Source organism: Virgibacillus oceani, assembly GCF_014638995.1.
Taxonomy (GTDB): domain Bacteria; phylum Bacillota; class Bacilli; order Bacillales; family Amphibacillaceae; genus Virgibacillus_E; species Virgibacillus_E oceani.
The window spans coordinates 32,815-57,356 of the sequence record NZ_BMFR01000011.1; the positions used below are offsets into that span (position 1 = coordinate 32,815).

The window sequence follows — 24,542 nt, forward strand, 5'->3', positions numbered from 1 at the left end:
CCCGTCCCGTTCCTTCCGTGGGACAAGGGGTCTGACCCCTTGTCCCGCTGTGACCCCATGTCCCGCTGACCACTTGTCACGCTGACCCTTTTCCTCTCAATTCACCATTCTTCCGATAAATTCATGAACTGGCATTTTTCTTAGTTGTTGTAAATCTTCTAAGCTGGCGTATATGGCTGCTGCTTGTTTGCTTGGAAAGCGTGTCTGCAAGTTGCTGCTGAATTTTTTTAACAGCTTTGGTATTCCTTCATCCCGGCGGAAGCGGTGTCCAAGGGGATATTCCTGTACAACTTTTTCTGTAGCTGTTCCATCATTAAAATGAACCTGAACTGCATTTGCAATAGACCGTTTATCCGGGTCAAGATAATCGGTGCTATACTGCTTGTTCTCCACTACCTCCATCTTACTTCGCAGCACATCGATTCTCGGATCGCTTGCTGCCTCATCTTCATAATGATCGGCTGTTACCGTCCCGAAAAGTAACCCAATGGCGGTAATATATTGGATACAGTGATCTCTGTCCGCGGGATTATGCAATGGCCCTGTTTTATCAATAATTCGGATGGCCGATTCATGTGTTGTGATCGTGATCTTCGCAATCTCATCTAGCCGATCCGCAACAAATGGATGTAGCTCTACCGCACATTCGGCTGCTGTTTGGGCGTGAAATTCTGCTGGATACGAAATTTTGAATAGAATGTTCTCCATCACATACGAACCAAATGGCCTTGCGAGTGTCAGCTCTTTTCCATTAAACAGAACATCCTGAAAACCCCATTTCGGCGCGGATAATGCTGTTTTATACCCCATTTCGCCGTTAACAGCCATCATCGCCAAGCGTACACCACGACTGGTTGCATCCCCTGCTGCCCATGACTTGCGCGATCCTGCATTAGGAAAATGCCGATATGTTCTAAGACTCGAATTATCGATCCATGCATTTGAGACCGCACTGATGATTTCTTCTTTCGTTCCCCCAAGCATCCCCGTAACCACTGCTGCTGTTGCAACTTTGACATATAGAACATGATCAAGTCCTTGCCTGTTTAAACTGTTTGTTAATGCCAGAATACCTTGGATTTCGTGTGCTTTTATGGAAGCAATAAGTACCTTTTCCATTGTCAGCGGTGCATTTCCAAGAACTAAATTTTTCCGGCTTATGTAATCTGCCACAGCCAGAATTCCGCCAAGATTATCAGATGGATGCCCCCACTCAGCGGCAAGCCATGTATCGTTATAATCTAGCCAGCGATTCACCGTACCAATGTTGAATGCCGCCTGAACGGGATCTAGTTCAAACGAAGTTCCGGGTACTCTGCTTCCATTTGGCACACTTGTCCCTGGAACGATTGGACCCAAATGCTTGGTGCATGCTGGGTACCGCATTGCTAAAAAACCACATCCTAATGAATCAGCTACCACATATCTTGCCGTCTCCATTGCCTCGTCACTAAAATTTTCCATATCCACGACATAATCCGCAATTTCCTCTAATAGCGGATCAACTTTTAATGCTTGATTTTCTGCAACATCCCTCATCTTAATCCTCCCCGTTTACCAATAATATAGTGCCGCCAAAATAGCCATAACCAATACGGTGAAGCTTGAAAAAATTCCTATCGCATATTGTTCCTTTTCCTTAAATACACCTGTATCATATGCGTAAAACGCTGTTGGCGAATGAATTGGCAGAACCATCACCCCTCCAACAATCATAACGACAAGAAAGGCTAATCCAATGGGTGCTATGCCAATCAGCTCTGCATACGAAATAACAATCGGGAAAATGACAATAACAGCTGATGACGGAACGACAAACAAAAACCGCAGCAGAAATATAACCAATGCGATAATGATTACCTTTATTGCAATACTCGCATCTTGCGGGACAATTCCCAGCAATTCATTTGCCAGCTGTTTTGCAGTACCATTTTCCTCGAGCAGCATCCCCAGGGAAAAGGAAGAACCTAACAGTAAAAAATTTTCCCAATCATAATTACGGATAACGACATTATCAATCAGACCGATCTTAGGCAGTGCGTATAAAACGACAAGCAGCATTGGCGGAAGCACTAATGGCACTTGTTCCTGATCAGTTGCAATCCATATCGTAATCATCAAAAGGAAACTGCCAACAACAACCCAAAAAACCGGTGGCATCGAAGCAGATGAATGTTCAGTCGGCGGTACGAATTGCTCCGGTTTCTTCCAATCAGCTTCAGGGGATGTGATTTTTAACAGCTGCCAAACAAAAATACTTACAAGCAGCATCCCGATCCAAAGCGGGGGCGCAATCCGCATAAACCAGTCCATCCACCCTATTTCAGCGATGTGATAATCACTTAAAAGCTGTGAAGCTAATATCGGAAAACCGCCACCTGTGAAAATAATCATTGTCGAATTTTGGTTTAGCATGCCGATTACATACAAGCAGAATTTCCTAAATAGGCTTTTTTCCTCAAAACCATAATAGTTGTTTAGCCGTGTAATGATCGGCAGAAGCACCTTAAAACGGGCAACCGCGGAAGGCAGCAAGATCGGCAAAAGCAGCATAAATATGGGCAGTCCGTAAACAATCAAGCGTGGACCACCTTTACTGATTTTAATCAAAAACCGGGCAATGATCCGATCTATCCTGACTTTAACTAGTGCGTGACTTATAAAGGAAAGCATGATAATGAAATACAGGGCTGGTGACAAAAATCCAACCACAGCCTCTTCTATTCCATCAACAAGCCCAAGCAAAATCATGCAGGCCAAAAGCAGAATACTTGCAGCCCCAGTTGGAAGCGGAGCCCGAATCCATAAATAAACTGCAAACGCCAACAGTGCCAATGTCAGCTGCTGCTCTGTTGAAAAATCAGCCAGCATCGTCTCCTTCGCTGCAATCGCAAAGGCAATCACCATAATCAAAATCGATAGTTTCCATTTCATGTCATCACCATGCCGGGTTTAAGCACTTTTATCTATATTTTCCTTACCAGCTGCCTTTCGATTTTTAATAAGCGGAACGATAAAGGATAAGATGGCCAATAACAGCATAGTGCCAGCAATTGGGCTAGTTACAAAAATAGATAAGCTTCCGTTTGAAATGGTTAATGACTGACGAAATGCCTGTTCCATCATGCCTCCTAAAATAAACGCCAATAGCAGAGGTGCGGCAGGGAAGTTTAACAGCCTCATTAGATAGCCAATAATTCCAAATGCCAGAAGCAGATACAAATCAAACGTGCTGAAGCTGATGGCATAAACACCAATGACACAAAAAACGATAACTAGAGATATTAGCAGCGGTCTTGGGACGAGCAATATTCTCGACAAGTACGGAATCAGCGGCAGGTTCAAAATTAATAGGAAAACATTGCCGATATACATACTTGCAATAACACCCCAGAATACGTCCGGATGATCTGTCATTAATAATGGACCAGGTTGAATGCCTAGAACGATTAGAGCGCCAAGCATGACAGCAGTGGTTCCGGAACCTGGAATTCCTAAACTTAACAACGGGACAAATGCACCGTTGTTTGCAGCGTTATTCGCTGTTTCAGGTGCGGCAACCCCTTTTATTGATCCTTTCCCAAACTCCTCCGGCTTTTTAGACAGCTTTTTTTCGGAAATATAGCCTAAAAAAGAAGAAATTGTCCCGCCTGCCCCTGGTAAAACACCGACAAGAAAGCCAAGAACGGACTGTCTTCCCATTGTCGGACCCATTTCTTTATACTCTTCTTTTGTCAGCCTGAGACTTCCTACATTGTGCATATCATCCATCTTATTTTTTCTGCCCAATATAAGAGAAGTCACTTCAGCGAGCGCAAACAGTCCGAGCGCGATAACTAGAAAATCGATTCCTTCCATTAAATGCGGACTGCCAAACGTAAATCGGAGTGTCCCTGTTTGCGCATCGATCCCGATCGTTGCAATCATTAGCCCGATCACGCCGGAAATAAGTGCCTTAATAGTCGATCCCTCTGATAGACTCGCAATGGCCGTCAACCCCAGAAGCATCAGGGCAAAGTATTCCGGCGGGCCAAATGACACGGCAACCTTGGAGAGCAGCGGAGCAAAGAAAGTAAGAAATACAACACTGATCGTCCCGCCAACAAACGATCCAATTGCGGCGACAGCAAGTGCTTTCCCCGCCTTTCCTTGCTTTGCCATCGGATACCCGTCAAATGTTGTGGCAACTGCTTCGGATACGCCTGGAGCATTTAACAAAATTGATGAAGCAGCCCCGCCATATGCCGCACCATAATAAACTCCCGCCATCAATAGCAGGGCAATTGCAGGGTCCATTCCATATGTGATGGGGATCATCACGGCAATTGCTGTAATTGGGCCAAGTCCCGGGATCATCCCAATCACGGTTCCAACCGAAACCCCTATTAAAACAAATAATATGCCATCTAGGCTTAGGGCAACCTGAAACCCTTGTGCTAATCCTTGAAAAACATCCATTGTGCAGCCTCCTTCTTAAAACGGCAATATTCCCGTTGGTAGTTGTACTTGCAGAAATGAATCAAAAAGCAAATAAATTAATATAGGTACAGCAAGCGAAACGATTCCATTGACCACATGCTTTTTGTACCCAAGAAACATGGAACAAAAGAACAGAAATAAGACCGTCACTAAAATAAAACCGAGGATTTCCAAAAAGAAGATATAGCAAACAATAAAGCCAACAACACCCAATACAATTGGCAATTCTTTTTTCGGAATACGCTCATCATTATCGTTCGTTTTCTGATCGTTTGTAAAAAAGAGAAACACTGCTAAGATCAGTAATAAGAATCCCAAGCCGATTGGTATCATATCTGAATCAATTGGAACATAAGCATACGCTGGAAGCCGGAAACTTAGAATTAAATAAAAGATACCAACTGCTATTAAACAAATGGAAATCTTTCTATTCGTCGTACCAAACATGAATACACCACCTTGTAGAAAGGAGCCAATGGGATGCACTGGCTCCGCTGAATTCCTTTATTTTGCAAGTCCTAATTCTTCTAAAAGTCCCTTTATATCTGCTTTTTCCTTGTCCAGAAATTCCTTATATTCCTGGCTGTTCATATACATCTCGTTCCATCCGTACTTATTTCTGATCTCAGCAAACTCCGACGATTCACTTAACGCTTTAAACTTTTCCTCATAAAATTTCAATGCGGCTTCATCCATGTCCGGTGGCCCAAAGAATCCACGCCAGTTAACAAATGATGCATCAATTCCTTGTTCTTTAGCTGTTTGGAAGTCAGAAATAACATCACCCTCTAACCGTTCTTCCGCAGTAATCCCTAACACTTTAATTTTTCCCGCTTTAACCTGTTCGACCGTCTCGGCAATGCCTGTAGAATATACATCAACACTTCCGTTCAGCAACGATGTCAATGCCCCGCCATCCTGGTCAGAAACATATTTTATTTTTGTAATATCCACACCTGCAGCCTTAGCGATTTTGACAAATTGAATATGATCCATGCTGCCTGGAGAAGATGCGCCTACTACCGTAATGCTGGATGGATCCTTTTTCATGTCCTCGAATAATTCATTCAAATTGTCCCATTTAGCATCTGCCTTTACAGCAAATGCACCATAATCTGCAATCAAATTAGAGATCGGTGTAAAATCTTCATGCCCATATTGGGATTGTCCGTTCAATGGCACTAACAAAATTGGTGGAGAAGATACGAACAAATTGTATGGACTATTTCGTTCTTTAATATAAGCCCAGCCAACTGCTCCACCACCGCCAGGCTTGTTCACTACCCCAATGTCCTGTTCAATGATTCCTGTTTCCCCGAACATTTTGGCAGCCATGCGAGCTGTCGTATCCCAGCCGCCGCCAGCTCCCGATGGCGCGACAATTTCAATTGAATTTTCCGGTGTCCAAGAACTGCCCTCTCCCTCGTCACCTGATCCACTCGCTTCCTTATCGCCGCCCGATGAACATGCAGCAGCAAACACCATAAGAAAGATTAGTACAGAAACTGATAATAATTTCTTCATGAAAAAAATTCCCCCTTCACCTTTATTAATGTGGGACAAATCCATCCCTTGGTAAGACTTTAAAGTATATACCCAGTTTTGTAACCGTTTTCAAAATAATGAGCAAAAAGTTTATTCTGTGTATTTTGTTCATTTTGTTCATGGATGCAATGATTTTGACTGTTAATGGTGTGCTTTTGGTTAGGCTTCTGCTCTCCTGCCGATGTTCCTGCTCTCCTGCCAATGTTCTCGCAGTCAAGCTCTCTCCAAAAAAACACCCCAACATAACGTTAGGATGTTTTCACACGTATTCGATAGCGTCGTTCGGGTCTTCCGACTATCCCGTATTCGAGCTCTGCAGTTCCTTCTCCAACAGAAATCAAATATTCTAAATACCTTCTCGCGGTTGTTCTGGAAGCGCCGATTCTTGTTCCCATTTCTTCTGCTGTAATGCCGCCTTCCCCTGAAGCAAGGTATCCCCTCACTTTTTCCAGTGTTAATGGGTCAATTCCCTTTGGAGTCTGCTTCACACTAGCCATGCCTGCATTGGAATAGCCAAAATATGCATCCAGAAATGACTGGTCAATCTCTTGCTTTCCATCAAATGACCTCTTCGTTTGTTTATATTTTTCAATCGTTGCAATGAATCGCTTCATTTCCACAGGCTTAATAATATAATCAAAAATGCCGTTTCGAATAGATTGCTCAATCATTTCTTTTTCGGTGGCAGCTGAAATCATAATTATGTCTGTACGCGCATTTACTTTCCGAATATCCGAAATGAGTTCCGTTCCAAGTACATCAGGCATGTAGATATCCAGCAGGACCAAGTCCACAGGTTCCTCCTGAATAAGCTTTAATGTATCCTTTCCATTCAGTGCTTTGCCAACGATATTAATTTCAGAAATATCGGTTAGAAACTTTTCATGAATGCCGGCCACTCGAAAATCATCCTCAGCAATAACAACATGAATCATCGTCCATCCCCCCAGCTATTTCACGCGTGCTTACTTTTATTTTTCAAAAGCTGTTTTGGTAAAAATACAGAAAATACCGCCCCGCCATTTTTTTGATTATGCACCTCAATACTTCCATGGAGCTCATCCACAATTTCTTTAACCGTAGACAATCCATAGCCCCGATCCGCCTGTTCTTTTGTGGAAAATCCTCTATTAAATATCTGATGAATCGTATCATCCTTAATCCCGTTTCCATTGTCGGAAATATCGAATACAATATCTTCACCAACATCCGTCACGAAAAACACGACACGTTTAGATGCCTGACCCTCGACCGCTTCAATCGCATTATCGATCAGATTTCCCAGGATCATGATTAGCTTCGACATATCGATATGCTTCGGCACACCCTGCAGTGCACTATTCGGATCAATCGAAAATTCCACCTTTTTCTCCGATGCCTTTCCAATTTTACCAAGCAAAATAGCTTGTACCGTTCTGTCTGTTATTTGTCCAAGCAACACCTTATTTTGATGGTTATGTATATCTGATTCCGTCTGGATCAGCTGAATCGCTTCGTTATAATGTCCAAGCTGAAGCAAACCAGACAATACATACAATTTGTTCGTGAACTCATGTGTCTGTGCCCGCAAGTCCTCAGAATACCGTTTCACCTCTGATAAAGTATCCAGCATTTCATTTAGTTCGGTTTTGTCCCTAAAACTGGCAACAACACCTGCAACACGGCCATTTTCTACAATTGGCGTACGGTTAACAATGATATGCTTATCCTGCAAGATCATCTCTTTGTTTTTCTCTTTCTTACCAGATTGTAATACATGATACATCCTTGTATTTGGTAAAACATCCTCAACTTTTCTATTCGTGCAGTCTTCTGCAAGTCCAAGAATTCGCTGCGCAGAATAATTCATCATCGTAATTTTCCCATCTTGATCGATTGCAATAATTCCCTCTGTAATGGAAAACAAAATAGCCTGACGTTCTCGATACAGGGAGGCGATTTGATGCGGCTCCAGTCCAAGGATGTCTTTGCGGATGTTTCTCGATAGCATAACACCGCCGGCTACCCCCATCAATATGACAATAAATGCAAAACCACTAACCTTAATTAATTTATTAAAAATTACCGTCTTAATATCCTCAATCATAAAGCCAACCGACACGATTCCGATTATATCACCTGCTTCATTAAAAATCGGTGCCTTCCCTCGCAACGATGGACCAAGGCTGCCAACTGCCTTCGATGTATAATACTCACCGTGAATTAGCGCCTTTCCATTATCACCGCCAACCATATGTTTTCCTAGTTTTTCCTCGTCCGGATGGGCATACCGAATACTGTCCGCATTCCCGATCACAATAAATTCCGCCCCAACCCGCTTTTTGATTCTTTGTACAATCGGCTGGATGACCTTTGAAGGATTATCTAATTTAAAAGCATCAATAATTGTCGGCATAAATGAGATTGTCGCTGCCGCTTGAAGTGCCCGCTGCCCCATATTCTCTTCCGTTTGTTTTGTTTCCATAAACGCAATAATACATGTAAATGAAATCGTCACAAAAAGGATTAAGGATATAATTAACGTTAAAATCTTCGTCTGCAATGAGATGTTTTTCATGGCTGTCATAACCCCTTCTTCACACAATTGACACCGCTTCCCCTATAAATCTAGCATAATATTTAGTATATTTAAAGTTTTACAGCAATAGGGCAAGGAATCAGGTCTGGGACGGGGGGGTGGTGGTGGGACAGGGGGTCAGGTTTGGGACAGGGGGTCAGGTCCACTGTCCCGGTACAAAGGGGGCTGTGTGACCAGGATGCGGGCCGGGACGAGGGGTCTGACCCCTCGTCCCACTCAGAACATGAAAAAAGGAAGCAAAAGGACCGTCCCTTTGCTTCCCTTTGCTTCCCTGCGCTATGCTTATTTTTTTCCGCGAATTTTATTGACTTCGTCTGCAACGAACTGTACGCTTGTTCCGACGATAACTTGAATGCTTTGTTTTCCTACAATATTAATCCCCGGGACACCTGTAGATTTGATTTTATCTTGGTCTACTTTGTCCATATCATTTACTTCCACTCTTAACCGGGTCGTACAATAATCAACAGAGTCGACATTTTCATCGCCTCCGAGTCCTTCATAAATTTTAGCTGCCATGACAGTGAATTTATCATCACCGCTAGCTTGGTCATTATCTGAAGCTTCTTCTTCTGTTTCATCCTCACGTCCTGGTGTTTTCAAATTAAATTTAACGATAAGGAATCGGAACAAGAAGTAATAAATAACCGCAAATACAAGTCCCTGAACAATGAGCATGTATGGCTGGTTAGCGATTGGATTTGTAAAGCTCAATGTATAATCAACAAATCCTGCACTGAACCCGAAACCAGACGTCCAGTGAAATAAAGCAGCTATGAACAAGGACAAACCTGTTAGCAGGGCATGTACCACATACAATGCTGGTGCCAAGAACATGAATGAGAATTCAAGTGGTTCTGTTACACCAGTAAAGAAAGCAGCAAATGCAGCCGCCAACATCAAGGATGCAGCTTGTTTTTTACGCTTTGTTTTTGCCGTATGGTACATAGCTAAAGCAGCTGCAGGCAAGCCAAACATCATAATTGGGAAAAATCCTGCCTGATACATACCGGTAATCCCTTTTGTTCCCTCACCAGCTAAGAATTTACCAATATCATTAATTCCTGCTACATCAAACCAGAATACTGAGTTTAGTGCATGGTGCAATCCTGTTGGAATTAGGAGCCGGTTAAAGAAACCATACAATCCCGCACCAAAGGCTTCCAGGTTACTTATCGCTGTACCAAACGATACAAGCCATGAATATACAATCGGCCATACCAAATACAGAACACCTGCCATAACGACCATTGCCGCTGCAGACATAATCGGCGCAAGACGTTTACCACTAAAAAATGCAAGTGCATCAGGTAATTTTACGCCACTAAAACGATTGTACATCATAGCGGAAATAATCCCCGAGATAATCCCGATAAATACGTTTTCATTTTGTGCAAAGGCCGGGTTGACACTTTCGGGATCGATCCCCTGCAAGCCAGCGACTGAATCTGTAGATATTAATGTACTTACAACTAAAAATCCAACAAGCCCGCTCAGTCCGGCGGCGCCATGTTTATCCTTAGATAATCCAATGGCAATACCGACCGCGAACAGTATACCTAAATTATTTAGGATTGATGTTCCAGCGGTCAGAAAAAAAGTACCGACCACATTCCCATCTGTCAAACCTAGAATCCAGTTTCCAATACCAGCTAAAATTGCTGCTGCAGGAAGGACTGCGACCGGCAGCATCAAAGCGCGGCCAAGGTTTTGCAATTTTTTCATCATTTGAATTTCCCCCTTTTTGTTTAACTAAACCTTTTTAAAAACTTAAATTCATTCACCTTAATCCCATGGAAGATTACTTCACACTCCAAATCTTTCGAATAATTGTATCCGCTGCCAAAATCTCAGAGTAAACTATGATAGCTAATGTTGTCTTAACCTTTCAATGTGAAGTGTTATATAACCCAATTCTTCCTCTGGCAATTCGACGCCATGAGTCCGGGACAATTTTTTTGAAACCTCTAGGGCACATTGAAAGGATACCTTAAATTTGCGTTTTATCATTTCAAGCATTTCGCCGTCCATGGAATGTACCTCATAATGATTCACCCTTGTTAAAGCAAAACGAAGATGGGTAATCAGACGTTCATAGGATATGTCGTCTTCCTCAAGATTAATTTGCAAATGATCCTTGATTGTTTCCACCATGTCCCTGACAATTGCAGTTTGCCTGACGGTTTCGTGCAAATCACCTCCCTTAATTTTCATTGTGTGAATATGCAGGGCAATAAAGGCAGCTTCATCAATTGGCATTTCCGTATGAATTTGATCCTTTATGTGCTGAATTGCCCACAGTCCGATATCAAATTCCGCACTATACAGGATTTTTATTTCCTGCAGCAACTTATTTTTAACATGAATACCCTGCTTCTCACGTTCAATAGCAAAAGATATGTGGTCTGTAAGCGCCAAGAGTAAATGATCGTTCAGCTTCGTGTCTAACCGTTTTTCTGCGTACATAATAATTTCCTTTGAAAGGGTAAAATGTTCTTCCGGTATTTGTAATAATAACTGCTGGAGTTTTTCATTTTCTTTTAAAACAAACAGCTTTTCAATTTTATTGCTATTGACAATGTCGTTTTTCCCCTTTTCAAAACCGACACCAGGGCCAATCGCGATTTGCTCCTGCTGTTCCTTATCTAGTACAATGACAGCATTATTATTTAAGACTTTCGTTATTTTCACCGTACACACCCCCATTCAGCCGGCATTATTAATGACTTGGCATACGTCATCAATAATGGAAGCGGAGAATTAATAAACGGTAATAATTTCCGTTTCTCCTGCTTTCCCATCTTTCTGTTCCGTAATTTCAAATGTCTTGCCACTCGTTTGACTGTTTGTGATAACAATTGGAGTAATCACATCTTTGGCATGTTCACCAATATAGGCCAAATCAAATTCCATCAGAGAATCCCCAACAGAAACCTGATCACCCACAGTTACTTTTGGTGTAAATCCTTCCCCTTTTAGTGCAACCGTTTCCAACCCAATATGAATTAATAGCTCCAAACCATCATCGGTTTGAATCCCAACAGCATGCTTCGATTCAGGAACCTGTACAATTTTTCCATCTGCTGGAGACACAACTTTTCCTGTGCTTGGAATGATAGCAACCCCTTCCCCCATCATCTTTTGACTAAAAACCGGATCAGGAACCTCTTCAAGCGGAACAATCTTCCCGTTTATTGGTGAATAAATTTTATGATTACTTGATTTTTTAAATAAATTTTTAAACATTCTAGCAGCTCCTTTTTGATTCTAAGATGAAATAAACTGGATTTAAGGTAGTATCGTCAAACAAACGTTGCCATTAATGCTTATTTTTAACAAAACAGACTTTATTATGAACTTCCCCTTAAAAATTACTTTGAACAATTAAAAAAGCATGGGGTACCAAGAGGGAAAGATCCCCTCTACACTGTACCACCATGCCTAATCGAATCAGTAACATGTGATCAATTTTTAATTGTAACCATATAGTAACATTATCCTATTATAGGAGTCAACTTGGATGTACTAAAAGTTTGTGTCAAGCTAATTTCGGTACCTTATAACACCAGTGTATGGCACGCTATAATTTTACGTCGGAAACGAGGGAACATTAGCAGTCCTTTTCTATATAGTACACAACTGAATATTCACACAAAAAAATGGTATACTGCAATGAAATAACATTATCTGCACATTGTTAAACACCGCAATTTAGTAAATTATAAATATAATAGAAAGGACCTTTAATAAAAGCAATTAGGCAGGAAGGAGAAATACACATGAACATAGAGGATGCATTATTAATTGGCGACTTAACCGAAGGCACTGTTATAGCCGGGGACAAGGGATTGTCTCGGGAAATAGCATCAATTGAAGTTATGGAGGTGCCAGAAGTAATAAGTTGGGTTACACCAGGTATCTTAGTCATGACTGCATTTTATTCCATCAAAGATGATTCGGATAAGCAGATTGAAATTCTTCAGACATTAATAAATAAAGGTGCTGCTGGAATTGTAATTAAGCTTGGACGATTTATAAATTCCTTACCTGACAGTATGATTGAGCTCGCAAATAAAAATGCATTTCCGATCATTTCTATACCAAAAGAGGTTTCTTACATTAATATATTAACCCCCTTATATGAAAAACTATATGAAGAAAAACAGCAGGAACAAGAAAAGTCACACAATCCCTTTCATGAAATGGAACATGCTAATACTAAGTTTTTATCTGATGCAATTGAAAAAATTAGTGAAATTGTAAATTCTTCCATTTACATTGAGGATACAGAAGGAAGACTGTTATATATCTCAAACAATTTCCGTCCGGACGGGTGGCGGAAATCTAAAACGCTATTCTCAAAACCTGATTACCAATCCTATTTAAAGATGCTGGAAATTTGGCGGGTCGAATTTCTTAATCAAACCTATACCCTATTCAAAATACCCGGATTCCGCAATCGCCTGGTTCTCCCGCTTATTTCTAGCGATAAGGTATTTGCAATTATCCATATTCAATATATGAATCCAAAATATGATGAAGTCCCTTTCGTACACGCAAAAAAATTAGGAAATAAGTTAAGTGAGCTATTCATGAGTGATCAATTATATCTGCAAAAAAAGCGTTTAAATGATATGGAATTAATAGAACACTATTTAGCCGACATGAAAGCAAACGAAACTTCAGAAGTGATGGCAATTATCCATTTTCATGCAGATTGGCTAAAGAATTCACATTATCCATCCCAATTTTTAATTGACCATTCGTGTTTAATTCGAAAGGAATTGCTTCAATTAGCTGAACACTTCCGTGAGAATGATTTATTTATATTCGAAAGATATCACAAGTTCTATGCTCTAATTACATGTGAAAAACAGAACTATCCAACTATGGTACATAAATGGAAAGAGCTGCTAAGTAATTATAATCAACGTAATGACTTGGACCCTCTCAAACTGTCAATAAGCTCCATTATGAATGACAGCACCTTTTTTGAGGAACGGGTTCAATCTGTCACCAAAACAATGGAAATAGGAAATAAGGTCAAACCAAGTGAGAATTTCTATACCTATGATCAGTTAGGAATTTATGAAATCCTTATTAATTTAACATCCGATGAATATGCCAAAAGATATACCGATAGTATTTTGAATTCGTTGTTGCAATATGAGAACAATGATCTACTGGAAACACTTCAGGTCTATTTAGATGAAAATGGCAATATTACCAAGGCCTCAGAGATATTATTTATTCACAGGCGAACCTTAACCTATAGATTGCAAAAAATTCAAGAACTCTTAAACATGGATATAAACGATCCGAATAATCGTTTTATCTTAAGGTTTTGTTTGAAATTTAAAGAGTTATCCTAAAGACGGAATTCCGTCTTTTTTTTTGCGGAATAATAAAGTGGGAAATTTCAGAAGCTGATCCTTTCACACTTTTTACATTTCCTAGAATTGTGTAAATATTTATAATCATATAAAAGGAGTGAAACCCCCATGATAGGAATTATTCGTGTCTTAACTACAGCCAATGAGGAAGTTCTGGGTGAACATGGCAAGAAAATGAAATCATATTATCATGTTGATTCTATAACAAGATGTATACCTTCACAGCCAAACGGAATATACGATGCCGCTTCTGAAGCACTGGCGGTCCCTAAAATTGTATCGCTGGCACAAGAATTGGAGAAAGAGGAATTCATCGATGCAATTTCAATTAGCTGCGCAGCTGATCCCGCCTTAATTGAAACACGTTCAGTCGTTAAAGTTCCGGTTTTGGGTGCGGGAGTTTCAGGAGCACATGCGGCGAGTATGGCAGGTAACAACGTTGGAGTTATTGGGATTACCGAACAACCACCTATCAGGTTGCGTAACGAATTAGGCAAACGATTTCATTCCTATACTTTTTCTCCCAACTTAAGGAAAACGACAGATTTATTTTCTAAAGGAGCAATGGAAGAGCTGCTTCAATTAGCTCAACATGCAATTCAATCAGGGTCTGATGTAATTTTATTTGCATGTACTGGTTTTTCAACAATCGGTCTTAAGAATTATTTAATAGAAAAAATAAATATTCCCATTATTGACTTAGTAGAAGCACAGGCAATTGCATACCAGCTGATTGAAAGGAGAAAAAAAGATGCAAAATAAAACGTTTGATCCAGCATTCATATTATTTTCCGTTTTTATAGCTATATTTGGTGCAATTATTGGAATGCAGCTTATTACAACTTTAGGTATTACACCTAATACATCAATTATTGGTGCATTGATAGCAATTCTAATTGCCAGAATTCCAATGCAAATGTTTTATAAATACCGTTCATTGGAAAATCAGAATTTAGTACAGACAACTATATCAGCCGCTACCTTTGGGGCAGCAAACAGCCTGCTGATTCCTGTGGGGATACCTTATGTAATGGGAATGCCTGAACTAATTGTACCAATGTTAATTGGAGCCGGTATAGCATTAATAATAGATGTATTTATTCTATATAAAGTATTTGATACGAAGCTTTTTGGTGCTGACGAAACATGGCCACCCGGTGTAGCAACTGCAGAGGCATTAAAAGCAGGTGACGAAGGTGGTTCTAAAGCTAAATTTTTGGGATTGGGAATTTTCGGTGGAATGATCGGTTCTCACTTTGGTGTTTCCATGTCAGCATTCGGAGTAGCATTTATTGGTAATATATGGGCTCTGTCTATGTTCGGAGCAGGTTTGCTATTAAGAGGATATTCTGTTCCATTATTTGGAGTAGATTTAAATGAGTACTATGTCCCGCATGGCATGATGATTGGAGCGGGAGCAGTTGCTTTATTACAGTTTGTAGTAACGCTCGCTAAGAAGAAAAAAGAGACTGCAAAAAAGGCAGAATCTACCGAACGGGAATATACTCGAAACGAAAGTGATATTTCTAAAGGCTTTGGCCTTGGATTTATTCTTTATGTAATTGGTGCGGTAATTGTGGCGGTATTAGGAGGCATTACGGGAGACATGCCAATATGGCAATTAGCTGTATTTGTACTGTTTGCTGCCTTTGCTGCCCTGGTAAGTGAAATTATTGTCGGTATTGCAGCAATGCATTCAGGGTGGTTTCCGGCATTTGCGGTAACACTGATTTCCCTATTAATTGGAATGATTCTTGGCTTTCCTCCAGTTGCACTTGCTCTATTGACAGGTTATACAGCAGCAACAGGTCCAGCTTTTGCAGATTTAGGATACGATTTTAAATCCGGTGTCATTCTGCGAAATGGCTCATCTGTTGCACAGGAATTATATGGGCGCAGGCAGCAATTAAAAAGTGCATTGATTGGATTTAGTGTTGCGGTTGTTATGGTCTTCCTATTCGCGAATAACTTTTTCGAACAAGACTTAGTACCTCCAGTTGATAAAGTTTACGCTACTACCATTGCATCGGGACTAACAGGAAATGTTGGGTTATTAATACTGTTGTGGGCTATCCCCGGAGCTTTAATCCAGTTAATTAGCGGACCTAAAAGACAAATGGGTATCCTTTTTGCAACCGGGCTATTGATTGTCAATCCGATTGCCGGTTGGGCTGTTCTAACTGGTATTTTAATCCGGTTAATCGTTCTGAAAATTAAAGGTCCGGATGCGGAAAATACAATGTATACAACAGCTGCAGGGTTCATTGCAGGGGATGCAATATATAGTTTCTTTTCATCCATTTGGAAAATTAAATAACGGAGGGTTATTTATATGACAAGAAAAATCTTATCTTTAGATGATGCAAAAAAAGCAGTATATGGTGGATGCATATTAGGAGGTGGCGGTGGCGGCTGGATTGAAGATGGTCTTGAAAAATCTAAACTAGCCTTTTCATCTGGCAAACCTGAACTAATTTCTATTGATGAACTATATGCAGAGGACTATGTAACGTGCGTGTCATTAGTCGGGGCACCGTCATCTAAGGAAACGCATGTAGATTCACAGCAATTAATTAATACCGTTAAACGAATGCACAAAGAATTCGATAAACCGATTAAGGCATTAATGACAAATGAAAATGGTGCTTCTACAACAATAAACGGGTGGCTGCAATCCGCTGCAACTGGTTTACCTGTTCTGGATGCTCCTTCTAATGGAAGGGCACATCCAACAGGATCGATGGGATCAATGAATTTATCTGAAATCGATGATTATATATCTATTCAAACCTTTGCTGGCGGAAAAGCCCATAGAAAGGTTGAGGGTTTTGTATCTGCTTCACTTGATCTTTCATCCAGCACGGTCAGATCTGTATCCGTTCAGGCTGGGGGAATGGTTGGAGCCTGCAGAAATCCTGTTAATGTAAACTATATTAAAGAAAATGCTGCGGTTGGCGGAATCACCCAGGCAATCGAATTGGGAGAATTATTCCTTTCTGTTCCTAAAGGTCCAGAACGAATTGAAGCTGTAGCCTCTTATTTAAAGGGCCGCGTTATACATTCCGGAGCAGTTAGTCATTTTGAATTAAATGAAACAGGGGGATTTGACGTTGGTTTCGTACAGATTGATGACTTAGAATTAACATTTTGGAATGAATATATGACAGTTGAAATGTATGGGCAGAGAAAGGGAACGTTCCCTGATCTAATTATGACATTTAATGCCGAAACAGGAATGCCTCTTGTTAGTGCAGAAATCAGGAAAGGTCTAAAGGTAGCAGTTATATCTGTACCCAAGGAAAATTTAAGGTTAAGCAGTACGATGTTCAATGAAAAACTATTAAAAACGATTGAACCTATTATACAGAAAAAAATAATATAGGAGATGAATACAAATGTCTTTAAAATATACAATGGAAGTTATGGAACTGCTTGATGATGCAAATGTAAATGGCAAACGTATCACAGACCTATTTAAAGGGAATGAAAATTGTGAAGCATCCTATGAATCTGTTAAAGGTGAGCAGGGATCCACTGATTTTGTACAGATTGTCATTAAAGGTACAAATGGTAAGCTTAGTGGTGGACAGGCACCCTCCCTTGGAATAGTTGGCAGACTTGGCGGATTAGGAGCGCGGCCAAATCGTATTGGGTTTGTTTCCGATGGTGATGGTGCAGCGGCAGCAATAACAATTGCACTTAAATTAGCACGAATGTCTCAGAAGGGAGATAGGCTTCCAGGTGATATTTATGTGACAACACATGTTTGTCCAACAGCTCCAACCCAGCCACATGAACCTGTTGATTTCATGGGGTCACCCGTTGATATTTTAACAATGAACAAATATGAAGTATTCCCTCAAATGGACGCAGTTTTATCTATTGATACAACAAAGGGGAATAAAGTATTTAATCATCGTGGAATTGCCATCTCCCCGACAGTAAAATCCGGCTATATATTAAAATTTAATTCCGATTTAATTCGAATTATGGAAACAACAACTGGAGAATTACCTGTCACATTTTCGGTAACTACGCAGGATATTACACCATATGGGAATGATGTATACCACATTAATAGCATCCTTCAGCCAGCGGTAGCAACAGATGCACCTGTTATAGGCATAGCAATCACTTCTAAAACGGCGGTTCCTGGCAGTGGTACAGGAGCCAGTCATGAGGTTGATGTAGCTCAAGCAGTTCGATTTTCAATAGAGGTCGCTAAGGAATATACACAAAGTAAGTTTGAATTCTATGATACGGATGAATTTAATAGACTTGAGAAACTATATGGATCTATGAAACACCTGCAAACATTAGGGAGTGTATAACAATGCCAAAAGGTCACGTAGGCGTATTGACAATTGGGCAATCTCCGCGAATGGATGTAACCCCCGCCATTCAGTCCATTTTAGGATCAGAAATACAAATTACCGAGAGTGGCGGGTTAAATAGCCTTACTGATGAAACGATTCATTCAATTGCGCCCAGAGAGACGGAAATTACGTATATATCAAGACTCAGGAATGGGAGTTCCGTGAAAATCGGAAAAGACAAATTGCTTCCTTTACTGCAAAAAGAACTTTGGCGGCTGGAAGAGAAGACGGATATTATCATTATGCTATGCACAGGAGATTTTCCTGCACTGGAAACCAGTAAACCAATAATCTTTCCCGATAAAGTGTTAAATCATACCATTAAAGCAATTTCTTCTGGTTCCTTAGGGTTGATTATTCCACTGGAGGAACAGCGAAATTCTCTCGTTAAGAAGTGGAATCAGCATAATCTGCATATTATTACTGAGGTAGCATCGCCCTATGAAGAAAGTGACGTAAAGGGAGCAGCAAAAGCATTAAAAATGAGAGGTGCAGAAATAATTGTATTGGACTGCATGGGATACAATATGCTTCATAAACAGGATGCAGCAGAAGGAAGCGGATTACCAGTTATCCTTCCGAGAACATTAGTAGCCCGTATTGCTGCAGAGTATGTATCATAATGGATTCGGTGATTCCGCGTCTGTTTTGAACGAAAGGGAAGTAGCGTGCCTGTTCTTGCTTGGTTTTGACTCACCTTGAGGACTGCCTTCTATTTCACAGTGCAGGAACGATTATTTGTTTTAACAAAAACACAACGAAAGGGTGAACATAAAATGAATAAATTCCAGGAAACTATCGCAAAGATAATGATCAATAATTTTTCCCTAGATAAATCTACTGCAATTCTTGTCCTCACTGATAAAAGTACAGTAAAATTGGGACAAAAATTTAGAGCTGCCTTAGTAAAAGAAGAATACCTTGCAGATATAGTTATAATGGAAGATCGAACGAAATCAGGTGAAGAACCACCGAAAGAAGCAGCCGAAAAAATGCTTAATTATGGGCTCGTATTCTGCCTTACAAAACATTCATTAACACATACCGTGGCAAGAAAAAATGCAAATTCTAATGGGATAGGTGTAATTACAATGCCAGGGATTACAGAAGACATGTTTTTAGAAGGGGCGATGAGTGCAGACTATTCACTGGTTAAAAAAGAAACACTTGAAATGACAACTAAATTGACTAATGCAAAGAAGGTAATTATTTCTACGGGAAACGAACTAAAATTAACCATTCCTGTTGAAGGAAGAAAGGGGGTTCCAAGTACAGGTGTTTTTAAAGAAAAAGCTGCTTCTGGAAACCTACCCTCTGGAGAAGCATATATTGCACCCATAGAAGGCATTGCTGAAGGAAAAATTGAAATTAATGGTTCTATTGCTGGAATTGGTTTACTAGATTCTCCTGTAGTTTTATCAATTGAAAAAGGAAGGTTAGTCAGCGCATCCGGAGAATCAGGTGACCAGCTTTTATCATTGCTTGGAATGGACGATGGAAGAATGCTTTGTGAATTAGGCATTGGAACGAACCATGCAGCAAGATTAACTGGAAACATTTTAGAAGATGAAAAGGCTTATAATACCATTCATGTAGCATTTGGCTCTAATCATACATTCGGAGGTACAATTAAAACCAATGTACATATTGACTGTGTGACAAAAGAGCCTGAAATGGAATGGGAGTTTTAAGAATTATTAACATTACTTGTTAAGCGTAAAATAGACCACACCTAGCATCGGATGTGTCTACTTTACGCTATTTTTCTTATAAGACTAGTAATTTTGTCAAATGGATAATTTCAGTAACTGATAGTGAAAATAATAGAAGCGCTCTTTTCCACTTTACTTTTGACCTTGCGCGGATACACATCCGTCCGCCAAGCCCATTCCTCCCAGTCTTTCTTCATTTTTTCAATAAGTTCCGGATAGTCATCCTTTAAGTTATGCAATTCTGTCCGATCATTATCGATATTGTAAAGCTCCCAATCCATTTCTCTAACCTTTGATAATTTCCATTTCCCTTGACGGATCCCGCAATGCTGTTCATGTTCATAACAAATGGTTCGCGGCTCGGATTCTTCCCCTGTAAAAGCTGGCATAAGACTCTCACCTTCCATTGGGAGGATTTTGCTGCCCCGGTAATTTTCGGGATATGGCGCCCCTGTAATATCTACAAACGTAGCCATAAAGTCGATGAAATGGCCAGGACGATGATCGATTTCTCCCTCACGCTCAATACTTTCAGGCCAATGAGCTATTAACGGTGTACTAATCCCTCCCTCATGGCCATAGTGCTTGTATAGCCGAAGTGGTGTACTGCATGCATTTGCCCAGCCTGAGCCATAGCTATGGTAGGATTCTGGACCTCCCATCTTTTCCAGATCACCTTTTCGATGCAGAAAATTTGAGGTTGTAATCCAGTCATCAAATCCCCACGGATCCCATTCAGCGCAGGCACCATTGTCCGAGCAGAATAAAACAAGTGTGTTCTCCAATTCCCCATTTTCACGTAAATTTTCGATTACTCTTCCAATATTTTGATCCATACGATCTACCATCGCAGCATAAATCGCCATTCTTTTTATCAGGTCTTTTTGCCGATCTGGGTCAATGGAGTCCCATGCAGGATTGGTTCCCTGAATGTTCCTGTCCCGATCCCAATATTCCGAACGAGGTGTCAGTTGGGTGTCCTCATCAACAATTTGCAGTTTTTTCATTCTTTCCAGGCGCTCTTCACGAATCTTATCCCATCCTTTTTCATATACCTTTTCATATTTTGCAATTTCTTCCTTAGGTGCTTGTAACGGGAAGTGCGGTGCATTATAGGCAAGGTATAGGAAATAAGGATTGCTATCTTCGCGTGAATCTTTAATGAAATCCAAGGCATGATCCGTAATAGCATCGGTTGCATAAAATTCTCCGTCTTGATAACTGCGTTCAGCCCGACCCTTTGGCAGCCTGGTATATTCACTTTTATCCCAAAAACTTGTAAATCCTCCTAACATTCCGTAAAAGTCATCAAAGCCTCTTTCGATCGGTCCTATCTCCCCAACATGCCATTTCCCGGATAAATACGTATGGTAGCCGCCGCCTTTTAAAACTTCTGCAAGTGTGACACATTGATCCTTTAAATATCCTCGATATCCCGGGGTTTCCAGATCCTCTGTCATTTCCCCTACACCAGCCTGATGCGGATATAATCCACTGAGCAACGAGGCTCTGCTTGGGCAGCAGCGGGCGGAGTTATAAAATTGTGTAAACCTCAAGCCCCCATTTGCAAGCTGATCTATGTTTGGGGTATTGATTTCACTGCCAAAGCAGCCCAAATCAGAAAACCCAAGATCATCGGCAAGTATCAATAGTATATTAGGCTTTTTATCCATTCCTATCCCTCCAGCATATATTCGTTTTTCTTTACATCTTTTGAAAAAATTGCTTTAAATTTTTACCAAAAAACATTAAATGCGATGTTAATTTGGGCTTGGGCTACCGTTTCGGAAATACATTTCTGCTTTCCGCGGGCCAGCGATATCCCTCCACAGAAGAAACCCACTTCCTGCAGGGTCTCATCGTCTTCTGTTTCCCGCAGGAGTCTCCATGTATTTCTTCCACTGTATTTTGGAATACCACATACTTTCAACCGAATCCCTATTTAACACTAATACCACTCACCTCAAAATTATCAAAACTGCCGGCATTATTGTGAACCCGCACTCCAGCTTTTCCGTGTGTAAATGGCTGCTGTGATGTGTCCTTATAGTCAATAATCGGCGTTTCCATATTCCCAACAAAAACTTTCACGTTAGCCCCATTAACCTCAACCTTCATATGATGAACATCATCCATAGACAGCTCCATAGGTTCACTTGTCAGCAGTTCCCAGTTGTAATTCTGTTTCCCTAAATAAACGCCATCCGGTTTGATAAAGGCATAATATCCCTGAAGGAAGTCTCCGTTATTTTGATTTCGTTCCATTCCATTGGCTGGATTCACGCCATTTACCAAGATACCGGCATCTCCTTCTGCCTTATTCAATTGAATATCTGCCTCGACCGTATAATTTGTCCACCCGTCTTTTCCTACCATTGCTTTCGAAAAAATACTGTCACTTGGGGCAAATACACCTTCATTTACAGTCCAGTAGCTCTCATACATGGTCCATTCCAATTCTGTTCCATCAGTGAAGGTATCTACATGTTCTTTGACCTCTTCATCCTTATATAAGGTCAGCTTGGATAGGCTAGCCTCTCCCTGTATTACTTCTACTTTCAATTCTCCTTTTCCTTTTGATAGGTCAAGTCCTTTAATCGTTACGGTTCTCCAGTTCTGTGCTCCTTCTGTATTTGGCAGACTGATTTCTCCAGAGACATCCTTGTTTCCCTGCTTTAGTTTTAACTTTGCACTGTCATCCTCCGTTGCAATTCGTAAATCCACATTATACGTTCCATCTTTTGCAACATTCACCTTATACGAAAGCCATTCTCCTGATTGATTCAGGTTGACGTGATAGCCGAATTTACTATTTCCGCCTATATCCACCGTGTCTGGCCGATATGCTTGATTTTCATTCCCAACAGCTATGCCACCATATCCAACACCTTCACCACCGCTCCGATAATGAACCGCTTGAATGGTGCCTGGCACAGGTTTTGCGATATCCCATATAGCACTGCCATTAACATGATTGCTAAAGGCAATATAGCCGAAATCAGCCTTCGCATCAGCCGTTATATAACCAATTTTCCCGCCATTCAGCTCGGATTGAATGGTTTGTTTATGCATTCCATCCACATAGACTTTAAAATGTTCAGCTGATTTTTCCACACGGATTTGATGCAGTTTCGTATAGTCAAATTCCGGCGGCAAATCCGATTTGTTCCATTCCGATTCAGTACCATTGACAATAAACCTTGTCATGACCACATTTTCAGTTGGATTCAAAAATGCCACAGCGTAATTTTCCTCATCCTGATAGGAAAAAACTGCCCCGAATAAGGCATCATCGCTTCCCGCATTCGCATCTTTCATTTTTGCATGAAATTCCGCTGTATAATCAGCAGCTGTTTCTTTCTTGGCAAGCTGTTTATACCAATCAGCTGACTCTGCCTTACCTTGCCTTAAAAAGCCTTTTGAAATGTTCCACTCTCCACCCATGCTTTTATCCCAATCAGCTCTTATATTTTTTTTGCTATTAAAATAATCTTGAAATTCCGGTGGTTCAGGAGCTTGCTGTTCTGTAAAAGTCGGTCCCAATACTGACATTTCCTCACCGTTCCAAGCAATCCTGTCCATGTTCATATGACGCAATGGGCCTACTACACCAGGACCTTCCAAATTATGATAAAACATATAATCGGTATCCAGATTGGGACCTTTTACAATACTGTTGTGTCCTAAGCCTACAATCGGCCCTTCTGTGTTAAGGATAACTGGATTTTGCTTCGAGGGAACATAGCCCTTAATCGGATCATCGCTGACAGCATAATTAATCCGATAACCAGTACTAAATACATGATTACCCGTATAGGTCATATAATATTTCCCATTGCGTTTAAAAATGGTAGATCCCTCTGTCCAGCCTTTCATATAGGCATCGGTATTTACACTGTCTCCAATTGTTACGGGATCATCCATTGGTGCCACCTCAATCCCGGATGCTCCTGCATGAGAGAAATACATCGAACCATCATCATCAATAAACACGTTTCCATCAATGGATTTGCCGAAATTGTCCGTTACCACCTCGAATGGCCCGGTTGGACTTTCGCTTTTTAAAACGTAATGACCATTGCCGGCTGGTGAGGTGTACATATAAAAATAACCATTCCAGTAAATTACTTCTGGTGCGTAGGCTGCCTTTGTCACGGGATCCTCCGTGCAAAGCCCTTCATATTTCCAATCTGTTAAATTTGCAGAACTCCACACCTTCACGCCAGCATCTGTGTCCCTCGTACTAACATACAAATAATACATTCCATTAAATTTAAATACATAAGGGTCGCCTAATCCATACTCACCCCACTCATCTTGTAGTGTCATCGGATTTTTATAACCTGATTTCTTTGCTTCCGTTTCATCCATTTTATTGCACGAGCCTAAAAGAAATATCACGATGAAAGCAGTGACAAATGCAACTAATATACGCATATATCTCCCCTCCATGAACTGC

At 40.7% G+C, this 24,542-nt stretch carries 19 protein-coding genes; 7 read left to right on the plus strand and 12 right to left on the minus strand.

Annotated elements, in window-relative coordinates; genetic code table 11:
• Positions 1-96: 96 nt before the first annotated feature.
• The 10 genes from IEV74_RS13085 to IEV74_RS13130 form a co-directional block, all read right to left on the minus strand.
• Positions 97-1,539, minus strand: a complete 1,443-nt coding sequence (locus tag IEV74_RS13085; protein ID WP_188455819.1) for a bifunctional 2-methylcitrate dehydratase/aconitate hydratase — start codon at positions 1,537-1,539, stop codon at positions 97-99.
• A 15-nt stretch (positions 1,540-1,554) separates the two neighbouring features.
• Positions 1,555-2,934, minus strand: coding sequence for an SLC13 family permease (locus tag IEV74_RS13090; protein WP_188455820.1), 1,380 nt, complete (start codon positions 2,932-2,934; stop codon positions 1,555-1,557).
• Between the two features lie 18 nt (positions 2,935-2,952).
• Positions 2,953-4,458 (minus strand): tripartite tricarboxylate transporter permease, encoded by a 1,506-nt coding sequence (locus IEV74_RS13095; RefSeq protein ID WP_188455821.1) that lies wholly within the window; start codon positions 4,456-4,458, stop codon positions 2,953-2,955.
• A 15-nt stretch (positions 4,459-4,473) separates the two neighbouring features.
• Positions 4,474-4,926, minus strand: a complete 453-nt coding sequence (locus IEV74_RS13100) for a tripartite tricarboxylate transporter TctB family protein (protein ID WP_188455822.1) — start codon at positions 4,924-4,926, stop codon at positions 4,474-4,476.
• A gap of 57 nt (positions 4,927-4,983) precedes the next feature.
• Positions 4,984-6,003: a tripartite tricarboxylate transporter substrate binding protein gene (locus tag IEV74_RS13105; protein WP_188455823.1), complete on the minus strand. Its 1,020-nt coding sequence runs from the start codon at positions 6,001-6,003 to the stop codon at positions 4,984-4,986.
• A 269-nt stretch (positions 6,004-6,272) separates the two neighbouring features.
• The gene (locus IEV74_RS13110; RefSeq protein WP_188455824.1) at positions 6,273-6,959 is read right to left on the minus strand and encodes a response regulator; all 687 of its coding nucleotides are present in this window, start codon (positions 6,957-6,959) and stop codon (positions 6,273-6,275) included.
• 20 nt (positions 6,960-6,979) lie between these two features.
• A complete protein-coding gene (locus tag IEV74_RS13115; RefSeq protein ID WP_308418997.1) occupies positions 6,980-8,590 on the minus strand; it encodes an ATP-binding protein in 1,611 nt (536 codons plus the stop codon).
• A 294-nt stretch (positions 8,591-8,884) separates the two neighbouring features.
• The gene (nagE, locus tag IEV74_RS13120; protein ID WP_188455826.1) at positions 8,885-10,330 is read right to left on the minus strand and encodes an N-acetylglucosamine-specific PTS transporter subunit IIBC; all 1,446 of its coding nucleotides are present in this window, start codon (positions 10,328-10,330) and stop codon (positions 8,885-8,887) included.
• A gap of 141 nt (positions 10,331-10,471) precedes the next feature.
• Positions 10,472-11,293, minus strand: a complete 822-nt coding sequence (locus IEV74_RS13125; protein ID WP_188455827.1) for a PRD domain-containing protein — start codon at positions 11,291-11,293, stop codon at positions 10,472-10,474.
• A 69-nt stretch (positions 11,294-11,362) separates the two neighbouring features.
• On the minus strand, positions 11,363-11,848 hold the full coding sequence (locus tag IEV74_RS13130; RefSeq protein ID WP_188455828.1) for a PTS sugar transporter subunit IIA: 486 nt from the start codon (positions 11,846-11,848) through the stop codon (positions 11,363-11,365).
• 533 nt (positions 11,849-12,381) lie between these two features.
• On the opposite strand from IEV74_RS13130, the gene IEV74_RS13135 reads away from it, so the two are divergent.
• From IEV74_RS13135 to IEV74_RS13165, 7 genes are all read left to right on the plus strand, one after another.
• Positions 12,382-13,974: a PucR family transcriptional regulator gene (locus IEV74_RS13135; protein ID WP_188455829.1), complete on the plus strand. Its 1,593-nt coding sequence runs from the start codon at positions 12,382-12,384 to the stop codon at positions 13,972-13,974.
• 129 nt (positions 13,975-14,103) lie between these two features.
• The gene (locus IEV74_RS13140) at positions 14,104-14,757 is read left to right on the plus strand and encodes an aspartate/glutamate racemase family protein (RefSeq protein ID WP_188455830.1); all 654 of its coding nucleotides are present in this window, start codon (positions 14,104-14,106) and stop codon (positions 14,755-14,757) included.
• Positions 14,747-16,312, plus strand: a complete 1,566-nt coding sequence (locus IEV74_RS13145) for an OPT/YSL family transporter (protein WP_188455831.1) — start codon at positions 14,747-14,749, stop codon at positions 16,310-16,312. Before IEV74_RS13140 ends, IEV74_RS13145 begins: the two co-directional genes overlap by 11 nt.
• Before the next feature lie 15 nt (positions 16,313-16,327).
• The gene (locus tag IEV74_RS13150; RefSeq protein WP_188455832.1) at positions 16,328-17,377 is read left to right on the plus strand and encodes an S-methyl thiohydantoin desulfurase domain-containing protein; all 1,050 of its coding nucleotides are present in this window, start codon (positions 16,328-16,330) and stop codon (positions 17,375-17,377) included.
• A 13-nt stretch (positions 17,378-17,390) separates the two neighbouring features.
• A complete protein-coding gene (locus IEV74_RS13155) occupies positions 17,391-18,326 on the plus strand; it encodes a DUF1177 domain-containing protein (protein ID WP_188455833.1) in 936 nt (311 codons plus the stop codon).
• A 2-nt stretch (positions 18,327-18,328) separates the two neighbouring features.
• Positions 18,329-18,994 (plus strand): AroM family protein, encoded by a 666-nt coding sequence (locus tag IEV74_RS13160; protein ID WP_188455834.1) that lies wholly within the window; start codon positions 18,329-18,331, stop codon positions 18,992-18,994.
• A gap of 153 nt (positions 18,995-19,147) precedes the next feature.
• Positions 19,148-20,062, plus strand: a complete 915-nt coding sequence (locus IEV74_RS13165; protein ID WP_188455835.1) for an aminopeptidase — start codon at positions 19,148-19,150, stop codon at positions 20,060-20,062.
• A 110-nt stretch (positions 20,063-20,172) separates the two neighbouring features.
• Here IEV74_RS13165 and IEV74_RS13170 read toward each other — a convergent pair whose 3' ends face one another.
• Both IEV74_RS13170 and IEV74_RS13175 read right to left on the minus strand, forming a co-directional pair.
• Complete coding sequence (locus IEV74_RS13170; protein WP_188455836.1) at positions 20,173-21,756, minus strand: arylsulfatase; 1,584 nt, start codon at positions 21,754-21,756, stop codon at positions 20,173-20,175.
• A 265-nt stretch (positions 21,757-22,021) separates the two neighbouring features.
• Positions 22,022-24,520 carry a family 43 glycosylhydrolase gene (locus IEV74_RS13175; RefSeq protein ID WP_188455837.1) on the minus strand — a complete coding sequence of 833 codons (2,499 nt, stop codon included), beginning with the start codon at positions 24,518-24,520 and terminating at the stop codon, positions 22,022-22,024.
• Positions 24,521-24,542: the final 22 nt, after the last annotated feature.